Consider the following 13,181-nt stretch of genomic DNA (forward strand, 5'->3'; position numbering starts at 1 on the left):
CGACGTTGGGCAGCCTCAGTCGCTGCTGTCGAAGGCGTCCCCAACCCGATCGAAGGCGCCAGGTTGCGACGACGTCAACGCGGCAACCTCCTTTCGGAGCCTGGCGAACCGGCGCAGCAGGCGCTCCGACTCGGTGTCCAGCATGGCGGGCACCGGCACCTCGAACTGGACGATCAGGTCGCCCCGATCGCCGGTGTCAGCGGGCCGGCCGTGGTCGCGGAGACGGACCCTGGCGTCGGGCTGTGTGCCCGCGCGGACATGCACCTCGACGTCACCATTGGCGGGGCTCCTGACGAACAAAACTCGTGCCCAACGCGGCCAGGGCCATCGGCACCGACACCACCACATGCACGTCCAGGTCGTGCTCGGTGTAGGACGACGGCGCGACCGCCGCATTCTCGGCACGATGGGTCGCGAACTCCATGAGCGTCAGCCGCTCATAGGCAGTGAGGAACTTCGGTGTCGGGATGCCGAGGTGGGCGATCAGGTCACCCCGGCCGCTCCGGTGCAGGTGCGGCACGCCCTTGCCCGCTATGCGCACCGTGGCGCCGGACTGCTCACCGGGATGAACGTCGAACGTCACCTCGCCGTCCAGGGTCTGGATCGTCGGCTGGGTGCCGAGGGCCGCTGCGGCCATCGGGACGGTGACCCGGCAGTGCAGGTCGTCGTTCTTGCGCGTAAAGACGTTATGCGGGCGCTCGTGGATTTCGACGTACAGGTCGCCGGGAGGCCCGCCGCCGGGGCCGACCTCGCCTTGCTGGGCCAGCCGGATGCGCATGCCGTCCTCGACGCCCGCTGGGATCTTCACGGTCAGCGCGCGGCGGGTGCTGACCCGCCCGTCGCCCTCGCAGGTCACGCACGGGTTCGGGATGAGAATGCCCTGGCCCTGGCAGTACGCGCAGGTCCGGGGCGCGACACCGGCACCTTCGGACATGCGGACCTCACCACGCCCGGCGCAGGCCGGACAGTCATCCGGATGGGTGTCCGGCGCGGTGCCGGCGCCGGCACAGGCGGCGCAGACCACCGCGGTGTCGAACTCGATCGGCGCCTCGACACCGAACGCGGACTCCTGCAGGTCCAGTTCGAGGCGGAGGATCGCATCGGCGCCGGGCCGCACCCGCGGACGCGGTCCCTCGCCCAGCGACCCGCCGAGAAACCCGTCCATGATGCGCTGGAAGTCTTGGAACGGTCGCGTCTGGTCGGCGGCCGGCTCCGGCGGCTGTTCCACGTCGTCTGGGCCGGGCTGTGGGTCGTCGCCCGGGCTGCGGTGTGCCAGCAGGACGACCTGTCCGTCGGCGACGGCGGCGATGTCTCCCCGGTCGGTGACCGCGAGCACGCTGACCGGCCCGGAGACCGGCACGACGTCGAGCCGCCGCTGCTCCTCGACGTCCCAGATGACCACGGCGCTGCCCTCGGTGGTCGCGGCCAGCAGCCGGCCGTCGACGGTGAAGCACAGCGGCGCACGGTCGCCGCCCGGCAAGGTGATCGCGCTGCTCCCGTCGACGTTCATCGGCGCGAGCCGGTCGCCGAGGGGCACCGTTGCCAGCCCGAGAACGAATGACGTGGCAGTTCCGAAGTAGACATCCACGAGAAAGGCCGTGGCGGAGGGTCCCGCCAGGACCGCGAACAGCCGTCCGGCGACCGACGTGAGGCTCATGCCGCCCGCGGCTGATGCGCCGTGGACGCGGTCGGCGCGCACCTCGGCACCCGACATCGCGTCGTACAGCCGCAGCTCACCGTCGGACGAGAACGAGAGCAGCACGAGCCGTCCGGCATGGCGCCCGAACGCCAGTGCCTCAGTTCTGGACCCGTGCCCGGTGAGTGGCCCGGTCAGTGCCGTGCCCCGGTGCCGGTCGAGGAGGTGCACCTCGCCGGCCACATCGCCCACCGCGACGACGTCCGCCCCCTCCGCACAGGCCACCGCGGTGACCGAGCCGGCGAACGACCAGGCCGGCTGCCACGGCACGGGGGCCTGCCCCGGCGGGTTTGCCAGCCGCCACGCCGCGTCGCGGGCGCCGTGCCGCACCGCGCACAGGGCCAGCAACTGCCGTCGCAGCAAAGGATCCGCGGCCTCGAGCAGGTCGTCAGCGGTCAGCCACGGATGCCCGTCCAGCAGCGGCGCCACTGTGACGGGGTCGGCGTGGACCAGGAACTCGACGTCGTCGAGCAGCAGTGAGAGCTGGTCGGCGTCGGCGGCGTGCTGGGCGGCGTGGCGCAGCAGGTACGGCTCGGCGATGTCCCACCGGTGCCCGTCCGCACCGCTCAACGGCGCGAGCAGCGCGGCGAGCAGCAGTTTGGGGTCGACACCGCCGGTCTCGGTCCGCTGCACGGGATGGGAGCGCAGGTGGTCGGCGAGGCTCTGGTGGAACAGCCGGTAGAGCGTCGTGCCGTCGACGTCGGTCACCCGCCGCAGGTAGAAGCGGGCGGTGGCGAGCGCGGCCGCGATCTCGTCCGGCGGTGCCTCCTCGGGGATCTGCACGCCGAGGAACGCCCGGGCGGCGTGCCCGATGATCCGGGCCGGCATCCCGTCCCCGCGGGCGTGCGCGACCGCGGCGAGCACCGGTCGCAGCCAGCGCACTCCGGCGCGGACGGTCAGGTCGAGCTCCAGCAGGTCGGGCAGCGTCATCGGCACCCGACGGCCCAGTTCCGATGCCTCCGACACGTCCTGAATGGGGGAGTACCCGGTGACGAAATGGTTCGCGTACAGCCCGGCGACGAGGAACTCGCCCCACTCCCGGCGGCCGGACTGTTCGTCGGGTGAAGTGAGCGCGGTCGCGACCGCTACGGCGAACGTCTGCCGGGCGCCGCTGTAGGAGACCGTGTCGTAGGGCTTGTGCCGCCGGAGCAGGTCGCTGACGTAGTTCTCCACGTCGTAGCGGACCATCTCCGTCGGCACGTCGTCGAGATCAACGAGGCCGGCGGCCGCGAGGTCGAACAGCGGTGCGAACCGCTCCCATCGCCGCGTCGCCACCGGCTGTCGCCGCCGGCCACGGACATCTGCCAGCTCATCCGGGTGGCGGCGCCGGCGTGGCACAGGTCGAGCAGGAACAGGGTGCGGGGCGATCCGGGGGTGTCGACGATCCGCTGCAGCCAGTGCCCGACGTCGCTCAGGGAGTGGTGTTCGCCGTCGGCGCCGATCGCGTAGAGGGCGCCGGTCTCCGACACGTGTCCGTGGGTGAGCAGGTGGACGACGAGGACGCCGTCGGGGCCGAGGTCACGCGCTGCGGCCCAGATACCGTCGGCGAGGCGTTCCGCCGTGAGCGCCGCGACGTCCGGCGGTGTTTCGCACCGGTATCCGAACCGGGCCAGGACCGCCGTCATCGCCTGGACCCGGTCGGTGGCGAAGTCCAGCGGCTCCCACCGGGCGGCGGGCGCCTCCTGTCCCCGCTCCCGCCTGCGGCCGAACCGGCTGATGCCGATGCTCAACGCCTGCAGGTCACCCGACGGAGGCAATGGCACCTGCCACGACGCCGCTGTTGAGGTACTTCACGACCCGGTGGAAGTCGAACAGCCCGACGCTCTCGCGCAGGTCGGCGTCCACGGCGAACGACCCGGCGAGGGACGACGGCACCGCGACCACGTCACCGACGTCGGCCACGTTGACCCACCTGCGCACCCCCGGCGGCCGGCGCGGCACGGTGCCGGTGTGCGCCGCGAGCCGGTCCAGGACCACGTCGGGCATGGCCAGGGGCGAGCCGACGGTGAGGAACAGGTCGATCGGGAAGTCCCGGGGCGCGTGCAGTGCCTCGTACGCCACGACCGAGCCGAGCGAGTGCGCGACGACGACCTGCGGGCGGTGCGCCGCGACGGCCTGGATCACGGTGTCGCGGGCGGCGTGCCGGGCGGCGCCGTCCTCGTCGCGCAGGTAGGCGTCGACCTCGGTGAGGAACGTTGCGACGAACCACCGCATCAGCCGCGCGTCGAGGCCGAACCTGGCGGCAACCCACTCCGCGAACTGCTGCACCGGCTGGGTCAGATACCCCTGCGCGACCTCGGCGGGCGCGCCGAGCGCCTCCGCCCACCGCTGGAGCGCCGCGGCGAGCTCCGGCGGCAGCGGCAGGTCCCCGGCCAGGCTCTGCCCGGTCTCGCCGCGCAGGTGCGGCGCGTAGTAGGCGACCCGCAGGTCGACGCTGTCGGCGGGCACCCGCTTGCGCAACGCATCCGACCAGATCCACGCGAGGTCCTCGGCGGCCTGGTCGGCGGTGAGGTCTGGATCGTAGTTGCCCACGCCGTGGACGCCGACGATGCGAGGCACCGCAACCCTCCGCCCGCCGGGAATCTGACCCCGCAATGATAGTGCCGGCCGCCCGTGGATCGACGCGGAGAAGCGGTTGGATGGTTGCGGCGGCGTGGGGCAGTCGTCCTGGGACGTTCGGGGGAGTGTGCCGATCGAGGTCGGCGGGATGCGCGAAGACGGTCGGTTGTGACACGCCTGTCGCCTCAAGCTGTCGAGGCGTGTGGGATTTTGGGGAATCGATGACAGCTTTTGCTTGACAACCTCTTGCAAAGGATTGCAGACTCCCATGACAACGATGACAGACGAGAGCACGAACGGGAGCGAAGCGAGCGTGGGGGGCGTGGGGTGGGAACCCCCCACGGAACCGCTGGCGAAGCCTACGGAGCTAGAAACAGGAGGCGATCGATGGTTGCGACGATCTATGACGTCGCGCGGGCTGCGGGGGTATCGCCGTCCACGGTGAGCCGGTCGCTGTCCGTGCCTGACCTCGTCAACGCCGAGACCCGCCTGCGGGTCCAGCAGATCGCCGCCGAACTCGGCTACCGGCCCAACCGCGCGGCCCGAGGGCTCATCACCGGCCGGACCGGCAACATCGGGCTGATCGTCACCGACCTCAGCAACCCGTTCTTCCCCGAGGTGGTCAAGGGCGTCCAGGGCCGGGCCCGGGAATCCGACTACTCGGTGCTGCTCGCCGACACGGGGGAGGATCCGACCGTCGAGGTCGGGCTGATCCGCGCGCTGTGCAAGCAGGTCGACGGCATCGTGCTGTGCTCGTCCCGGATGACCGAGGCCGACCTCAGAGGCGTCACCGGTGACACGCTCACCGTCCTGCTCAACCGCAGGGTCAGCAAGGTCCCGGCGGTCACCATCGACAACGCCGACGGCATCCGCCAGGCCGTCGCCCACCTGCAGGCGCTCGGGCACCACCGGGTCGGCTACGTCGCCGGGCCGCGCACGTCCTGGTCCAACCGGGAGCGGCTGCGGGGGCTGCGGGCCGCCACCACCGCGGCCGGGCTCGAGCTCGTCGAGGTCGGCGCGGTGGCACCGCACTTCGCCGGCGGGGTCGCCGCCGCCGACCTCGTGCTGTCGGCGGGTGTGACCGCGGTGTTCGCCTACAACGACCTGATCGCGCTGGGGCTGCTCAACCGGTTCCGGGCGAAGAACGTCTCCGTCCCTGGCGACATCAGCGTGATCGGCGTCGACGACATCATGTTCTCCGAGATGGTCAGCCCGTCGCTGACCACCCTCGCGCAGCCCAAGGAGCAGCTCGGCCGGGTCGGTGTCGACCTGCTGCTGCAGCTGCTGCAGGACGCCGACCCCAGCGGCGCCGCGCGCCGCACCGTCACCTCGCAACTGGTCATCCGCAGCTCCACCGGAACGGCACCGCCAGCGCGCTGACGTGCCGCTCCGCTCCCATCTGCCGCCGCCACCCAGATGAACGGGGAGCACCCCCATGGCCACCATCATCGAGCTCGCCGTCCACGACGTCCGCTTCCCGACCGCCGCCGATGGCGACGGATCCGACGCCATCAACAAGGGCGACTACTCGGCGACGTACGTCGAGCTGCGCACCGACGCCGGGTTGACCGGCACCGGGCTGACCTTCACCAACGGCCGCGGCAACGAGGTCACCTGCCTCGCCGTCACGGCACTGCGCCACCACGTCGTCGGGCGGTCGGTCGAGGACATCTTCGCCGCGCCGGTGCAGTTCCTGCGCTCGCTCACCGCCGACGTGCAGCTGCGGTGGCTCGGCCCGGAGAAGGGCGTCATCCACATGGCGGCCGGGGCGATCGTCAACGCGGTGTGGGACCTGCGGGCGAAGCTCGCCGGGCTGCCGATGTGGGAGCTGCTGGCGACGCTGCCGACCGAGGACCTGGTGGCGGCGATCGACTTCCGGCACATCAGCGACGCGCTGACCCCCGACGAGGCCCGCGACCTGCTGGACAAGGGGGCGACCGGCTACGCGGAGCGGCTCGAACAGCTCACGGCCGACGGTTTCCCCGCGTACACCACGTCGGTGGGGTGGCTCGGGTACTCCGACGACAAGGTCCGGGAGCTGACCCGCAGGGCCGTCGCCGACGGGTGGACCGCGATGAAGATGAAGGTCGGCGGCCGCATCGACGACGACGTGCGCCGGGCCCGGCTGATCCGCGCCGAGATCGGCCCCGACGCGCTGCTGATGATGGACGCCAACCAGGTCTGGGACGTCGACGAGGCGATCACCAACATGGCCGCGCTGTCGGCGGCCGACCCGGCGTGGATCGAGGAGCCGACGCACGCCGACGACGTCCTCGGCCACGCCCGGATCGCCCGGGCGGTCGCGCCGATCCCGGTCGCCACCGGTGAGGTCGCCGCCAACCGGGTGATGTTCAAACAGCTGCTGCAGGCCGGCGCCATCGGCGTCTGCCAGGTCGACGCGTGCCGGGTCGCCGGCGTCAACGAGGTCCTCGCCGTGCTGCTGATGGCCGCCAAGTTCGGCGTTCCGGTCTGCCCGCACGCCGGCGGCGTCGGCCTCTGCGAATACGTGCAGCACCTGTCGATCTTCGACTACCTGCGGGTGTCCGGCTCCCTCGACGGCCGGATGATCGAGTACGTCGACCACCTGCACGAACATTTCACCGACCCGGTCAGCGTGGTCGGCGGCCGCTACCGGCTGCCGCGCAGGCCCGGGTACAGCGTGACCCTGCAACCGGAATCCCTGCGCCGTTACACGTTCCCCGACGGCGAGGCGTGGCGGGGCGCGCGCTGATGCGAACATCCAGCGCCGGATCGGTCCGCCAACCTGATCCGGCAACGCTTCCGACCTGGAGGACTGATGCGAACATTCACACCCCGAAGGCTGGCCGTCGCCGCCGCCGCGATCCTCGCCACGGTGACCGTGGTGCTGGTCGTCGTGCGGGTGCCGGCCGACGCCGCCGTCGGATCGACCATCAAGAGCGTCGCGTCGGGCCGCTGCCTCGACGTGGTCGGCCAGTCCCAGACCGACAAGGCCCTCGTCAACATCTACGACTGCAACGGCCAGGCGAACCAGGCGTGGACCTTCACCGCCGCCGGCGAGCTGCGGGTGTACGACTCGCCGAAGTGCCTGGACGTCGCGGGCAACGACACGACCGCCCCGGCGACGGCGCAGATCTACACCTGCAACGGCGGGCAGAACCAGAAGTGGCGGATCAACACCGACGGCACCATCACCGGGGTCCAGTCGGGCCTGTGCCTGGACGTGACCGGCGCCGCCACCGCCAACAGCACCCCGGTCGCGCTGTGGACCTGCAACGGGCAGAGCAACCAGAAGTGGACCACCACCGCGGGTGACACGCAGCCGCCGACCGTGCCCGGCAACCCCCGGGTCAGCAACCTGGTGTGTGACGCGGTCACGTTCTCCTGGAACGCCTCGACCGACAACGTGGGTGTCGCGTTCTACGACGTGTTCCACGACGGGCAGCTGATGAAGTCGGTGACCACCCTGTCCACCGACCTGACCGTGGTCGCCGGGGTCACCTGGGGCCTGTACGTCAACGCCCGCGACGCCGCCGGCAACGTGTCCCAGGCCAGCACCACGGTGCCGATCACGCCGCCGCAGTGCCAGGCCGACACCACCCCGCCGACCGCGCCGACCGGCCTGACCGGGTCCGCGTCCGGCACGACCGTCACCCTGCGCTGGACCGCCGCCACGGACAACATCCAGGTCCGCGCGTACGACATCTACCGCGACAACGCCAAGGTCGGCACCATCACCGGCACCGCGACCACGACCCCGGCGACCACGTTCATCGACAGCGCCCTGGCCGCGAACCGGACCTACGCCTACCAGGTCGTCGCCCGCGACGCGCAGGCCAACCAGTCGCCGCGCAGCAACACCGCCAACGTCACCACCGGCGCGGCGTGCGGCAGCTCGGTGTGTTCGGTGACGCAGATCGGCACCGACACCGACATCCCGTGGGGCCTGGTCACCCTGCCCGACGGCACCATCCTGTACACCCGCCGCGACGCCCACGACATCGTCCGGCTCAACCCGTCGACCGGCGCGAAGAACACCATCGGCACGGTGCCGAACGTGCAGAACACCGACGGTGAGGGCGGACTGCTCGGCCTGGCCATCTCCGGCAACTACGCCAGCGACCACTGGCTGTACATCATGCACACCTCGCCGACCGACAACCGGATCGTGCGGATCAAGTACGAGAACGGTTCGCTCAACACCGGCAGCGAGCAGATCCTGCTGCAGGGCATCCTGCGCAACAAGTTCCACGACGGCGGCCGGCTGCGGTTCGGCCCGGACGGCAAGCTGTACGCCAGCACCGGCGACGCGCAGAACGGCGACAACGCGCAGAACATCAACAGCCTCAACGGCAAGGTCCTGCGGCTCAACACCGACGGCAGCGTCCCGTCGGACAACCCGTTCGGCAACTACGTGTGGAGCTACGGGCACCGCAACCCGCAGGGCCTCGCGTTCGACTCCCAGGGCCGGCTGTGGGAGCAGGAGTTCGGCAACGCCGTCATGGACGAGACGAACCTGATCACCAAGGGCGGCAACTACGGCTGGCCCGCCTGCGAGGGCACCAGCGGCACCTGCGGCACCGCCGGCTACATCGCGCCGAAACGCACGTACCCGACCGCGGACGGCTCCTGCTCCGGCATCGCGATCGTGCGCGACGTGCTGTACATCGCCTGCGAACGCGGCACCCGCATGTACCGCGCCGTCATCTCCGGCACGTCGCTGACCAACGTGCAGGCGTACTTCAACGGCACCTACGGCCGGCTGCGCACCGTCGAACCGGCGCCGGACGGCGGGCTGTGGCTGACCACCAGCACCACCGGCGACAAGGACAGCATCCCCAACAACAGCAACGAGAAGCTCTTCCACGTCACCCTCGGCAACTGACGGGAGCGCCACCATGGACATCAACCGTCGCAACGTGCTGGCGCTCGGCGCCGCCGGGGCCGGCCTGACCGCGCTCGGCGTGGTGCGGGCCCAGCCCGCCGGCGCCGCGCTCGCCGGGCCGGTGACCGAGACCATGTACCTCACCGGCACCGACGCCGACAACACCGTCCCGTGGGACTTCCAGGTCACCGCCGGGCGCCGCAGCGGCGAGTGGAGCACCATCCCGACCCCGTCGAACTGGGAGTTCCACGGCTTCGGCAGCTACAACTACGGCGGCACGCTCGTGCCGGAGGAGAAGGGCAACTACCGGCACACGTTCACCCCACCGGCCGCCTGGTCGGGCCGGCGGATCTTCGTGGTGTTCGAGGCCGCCATGACCGACGCGGAGGTGAAGGTCAACGGCACCTCCGCCGGCGCGAAGCACCAGGGCGGCTTCTACCAGTTCCGCTACGACATCACCGGGCTGCTGCGGCCCGGCCAGTCGAACCTCCTCGAGGTGACCGTCAGCAAGGAGTCGTCGAACAACTCGATCAACGACGCCGAACGCCGCGGCGACTTCTGGAACTTCGGCGGCCTCTTCCGGCCGGTGACGCTGCAGGCGTTCCCGGCGGCCCGGATCGACCGGGTCGCGGTCAACGCGAAGGCCGACGGCACGTTCACCGCCGACGTCACCCTCGCCGGGGTGACCGCGGCCGGCCGGGTCACCGCACAGATCCGCAAGCTGGACGGCACCGCCGTCGGCGGGTCCTTCTCCGCCAGCGTCGCCAGCGGCGCGACCACGGTGCGGGTGAGCACCACCGCGTCCCAGCCGGCGCTGTGGACCGCGGAGACTCCGAACCTGTACCAGGTCGAACTCACCCTCGCCAACGGGTCCGGCGCGGCGCTGCACAGCACCGCGACCCGGTTCGGGTTCCGCACGATCGAGGTCCGCACCGGCGACGGGATCTACGTCAACGGCAAGCGGATCGTGCTCAAGGGCGTCAACCGGCACACGTTCTGGCCGACCCTCGGCCGGGCGTCCAGCCCGCGGCTGGCCCGCCAGGCGATCGGGCTGATGAAGGACATGAACATGAACGCGGTCCGGATGTCGCACTACCCGCCGGACACGTTCTTCCTCGACCTGTGCGACGAACTCGGCCTGTACGTCCTCGACGAGCTCACCGGCTGGCAGCGGCGCTACGACGAGAACGTCGGCGCGCCGCTGGTCGCGGCGATGGTGCGCCGGGACGTCAACCACCCGTCGATCCTGTTCTGGTGCAACGGCAACGAGGGCGGCTGGAACACCGCCCTGGACGACGACTACGCCCTCTACGACCCGCAGCAGCGCAAGGTCCTGCACCCGTGGACGACGTTCAGCGGCATCGACACCAGTCACTACCAGACCTACACCAGCACCGCGAACAAGGCCGCGGGCAGCACCATCTTCATGCCGACGGAGTTCCTGCACGGCCTGTACGACGGTGGCGCCGGCGCCGGGCTCAACGACTACTGGAAGGTCATGAACGGCGCCCAGCGCTCCGCCGGCGGGTTCATCTGGGCGTTCGCCGACGAGTCCGTGGCCCGCGACGACCGCGGCGGCGCCATCGACACGTTCGGCAACCGCGCACCCGACGGGATCCTCGGCCCGTACCTGGAGAAGGAGGCGAGCTTCGCCACCGTCCGGGACATCTGGTCACCGATCCAGCTCAACAGCCCCGACTACTACGCCAACACGTTCCCGTCCGCGTTCGACGGCACGACGAAGATCCAGAACAGGTACACCTTCACCAACGTCAACCAGCTCCGCTTCACCTGGCAGCTGGTGAAGTTCCCGAACCCCGGGGCGGGCACCGGGCACACCGTCACCGCCGAACGCACCTTCACCGGCCCCGACGTCGCACCCGGCGGCACCGGCTCGCTGGTCCTCGGGCTGCCCGCGGACTGGCGCGAGCTCGACGCCCTCGGGGTCACCGCCACCGACCCGACCGGGCGCGTCATCACCGGCTGGCTGTGGCGGATCAAGAAGGCCGCCGACTACCGCAGCCGCATCGTCGTGCCGGTGTCCGGGTCGGTCACCGCGACGGAGAACACGACCGGGGTCACCCTGGCCGCCGGTGGCCTCCGGGTCACCATCGGCAAGTCCAACGGCCGGTTGACCGCGGTCAGCCGCGACGGCACGGCGGTGTCCCTGACCAACGGGCCGGCCCTGTCCGTCGGCACCGGCACCTTCACCGGCCTCAGCCACTTCAAGGACGGCACCGGCTGGGTCGTGCAGGCCAACTACACCGGCGACCTGACCTCGGTGCGGTGGCGGCTGGACAGCAACGGCTGGCTGCAGCTGGAGTACCGCTACCACCGCACCGGCAACCACGACTACCTCGGCGTCAACTTCGACTACCCCGAGTCCAAGGTGCGCAGCCTGACCTGGCTCGGCGACGGTCCCTACCGGGTCTACAAGAACCGGCTGCGCGGCGTCACCCCGGACGTGTGGACCAAGCAGTACAACAACACCGCCACCGGGGCGAGCGGCTGGCAGTATCCTGAGTTCAAGGGGTACCACGCCCGCACCTGCTGGGCCCGGCTCGGCACCACCGAGGGCACGATCACCATGGTCGCCGCCGAGGAGGGGCTGTTCCTGCGCCTGTTCACGCCTGCCGTCGGACCGGACCCGCAGACCGCCACCGCACCGTTCCCGGGCGGCAACATCTCCTTCCTCGACGGCATCGCGCCGATCGGCAACAAGTTCCACGGCGCCGCCTCCGTCGGCCCCGAGAGCCAGCCGAACGTTGCCGCCGGGGACTACCACCGCAGCGTCTACTTCCTGTTCTCAGCCTGAGCGCTGCCCCATGGCCCCGTCCCGGGCGTGCGCCGCCACGCCCGGGACGGCCCTCATCGCACCACCCGGGCGGTCCGCCAACCGCCCGGCGGCACCCTGACGGAAGGCTTCACCATGCGAAGCAGCATCAGAAGGCTCGGTATCGCCGGGCTCGGGCTCGCCCTCACCGCCGCCATGACGCTGGTCGGCACGACCGCCGCGCACGCCGAGTCCAACGGCGGCGTGCGGGTCATGCCGCTCGGCGACTCCATCACCGACGGGTTCAACGTGCAGGGCGGCTACCGCAACGGGCTGTGGCAGCGGCTCGCGAACGCGGGCGTCCTCACCGACTTCGTCGGCTCGGGCTCCAACGGCCCGGCGTCCCTCGGCGACCACGACCACGAAGGCCACTCCGGCTGGCGGATCGACCAGCTCGACGCGAACATCGCCGGCTGGATCCAGGCCGCGAACCCGCGCACCGTCCTGCTGCACATCGGCACCAACGACATCGGCCAGAACTACGACGTGCCCAACGCGCCGGCCCGGCTTTCCGCGCTCATCGACAAGATCCGGACCTACGCGCCGCAGGCGCACATCTTCGTCGCCCAGATCACCCCGCTGGGCAACACCGCCAACGAGGCGAAGGTGAACACCTTCAACGCCGCGATCCCCGGGATCGTCTCCCAGAAGGGGCCGCTGACGCACCTGGTGGACATGCACACCGGGTTCACCGTCGCCGGCGACATCGCCGACGGCATCCACCCCAACGCGGCCGGCTACGACAAGATGGCGGCCCGCTGGTTCGCCGCGCTGCAGGCCGCGTCGGGCAGCCTCAGCACCCTGGCAACCCCGCCGACCGGCAGCGCCGCGCTGCTGTCCAACCCGCAGTCGAAGCGCTGCCTCGACGTGTCCGGCGCGAGCATCACCCCGGGCGCCCAGACCCTCATCTGGGACTGCCACGCCGGCGCCAACCAGCGCTGGACCCGCACCGCCGCGGGGGAGCTGCGCGTCTACGGCGACCGCTGCCTCGACGTCAACGGCAACGGCACCGCCAACGGCACGAAGATCACGATCTGGACGTGCAACGGCGGCGCGAACCAGCGGTTCACGTTCAACGCCAACGGCTCCATCGCCGGCGTGGGCTCCGGCAAGTGCGTCGACGTCAACGCCAACGGCACCGCGAACGGCACCGTCGTGCAGCTGTGGGAGTGCAACGGCACCGGCGCCCAGACCTGGTCCGCCCGCTGACCTGCTGTTCCTGAGAGGCC

Annotated in this window: 8 protein-coding genes and 1 pseudogene; 5 read left to right on the forward strand and 4 right to left on the reverse strand. The window is 71.0% G+C overall.

Features of this window, described 5'->3' with window-relative positions:
- Window positions 1-15: 15 nt before the first annotated feature.
- The 4 genes and pseudogenes from ACFPIJ_RS43955 to ACFPIJ_RS43970 form a co-directional block, all read right to left on the reverse strand.
- Entirely contained in the window at window positions 16-264 is a 249-nt protein-coding gene (locus ACFPIJ_RS43955) for a molecular chaperone DnaJ (protein WP_380124963.1), read from the reverse strand.
- 7 nt (window positions 265-271) lie between these two features.
- Window positions 272-1,189, reverse strand: a pseudogene (locus ACFPIJ_RS43960) (DnaJ C-terminal domain-containing protein); the annotation flags it as partial.
- Between the two features lie 1,592 nt (window positions 1,190-2,781).
- The gene (locus ACFPIJ_RS43965) at window positions 2,782-3,459 is read right to left on the reverse strand and encodes a hypothetical protein (protein ID WP_380124965.1); all 678 of its coding nucleotides are present in this window, start codon (window positions 3,457-3,459) and stop codon (window positions 2,782-2,784) included.
- Complete coding sequence (locus ACFPIJ_RS43970) at window positions 3,437-4,255, reverse strand: hypothetical protein (protein ID WP_380124967.1); 819 nt, start codon at window positions 4,253-4,255, stop codon at window positions 3,437-3,439. Before ACFPIJ_RS43970 ends, ACFPIJ_RS43965 begins: the two co-directional genes overlap by 23 nt.
- Before the next feature lie 387 nt (window positions 4,256-4,642).
- Here ACFPIJ_RS43970 and ACFPIJ_RS43975 point away from each other — a divergent pair, with 387 nt between their 5' ends.
- From ACFPIJ_RS43975 to ACFPIJ_RS43995, 5 genes are all read left to right on the forward strand, one after another.
- Complete coding sequence (locus ACFPIJ_RS43975) at window positions 4,643-5,635, forward strand: LacI family DNA-binding transcriptional regulator (RefSeq protein WP_380124968.1); 993 nt, start codon at window positions 4,643-4,645, stop codon at window positions 5,633-5,635.
- Between the two features lie 55 nt (window positions 5,636-5,690).
- Window positions 5,691-6,986 (forward strand): enolase C-terminal domain-like protein, encoded by a 1,296-nt coding sequence (locus tag ACFPIJ_RS43980; protein ID WP_380124969.1) that lies wholly within the window; start codon window positions 5,691-5,693, stop codon window positions 6,984-6,986.
- A 66-nt stretch (window positions 6,987-7,052) separates the two neighbouring features.
- Window positions 7,053-9,119, forward strand: coding sequence for a PQQ-dependent sugar dehydrogenase (locus ACFPIJ_RS43985; protein WP_380124971.1), 2,067 nt, complete (start codon window positions 7,053-7,055; stop codon window positions 9,117-9,119).
- A gap of 13 nt (window positions 9,120-9,132) precedes the next feature.
- Window positions 9,133-11,934, forward strand: coding sequence for a glycoside hydrolase family 2 protein (locus ACFPIJ_RS43990; RefSeq protein ID WP_380124972.1), 2,802 nt, complete (start codon window positions 9,133-9,135; stop codon window positions 11,932-11,934).
- A 114-nt stretch (window positions 11,935-12,048) separates the two neighbouring features.
- Window positions 12,049-13,161 (forward strand): RICIN domain-containing protein, encoded by a 1,113-nt coding sequence (locus tag ACFPIJ_RS43995; protein ID WP_380124974.1) that lies wholly within the window; start codon window positions 12,049-12,051, stop codon window positions 13,159-13,161.
- Window positions 13,162-13,181: the final 20 nt, after the last annotated feature.

This window comes from Dactylosporangium cerinum, assembly GCF_042653625.1.
Classification (GTDB): Bacteria; Actinomycetota; Actinomycetes; order Mycobacteriales; family Micromonosporaceae; genus Dactylosporangium; species Dactylosporangium cerinum.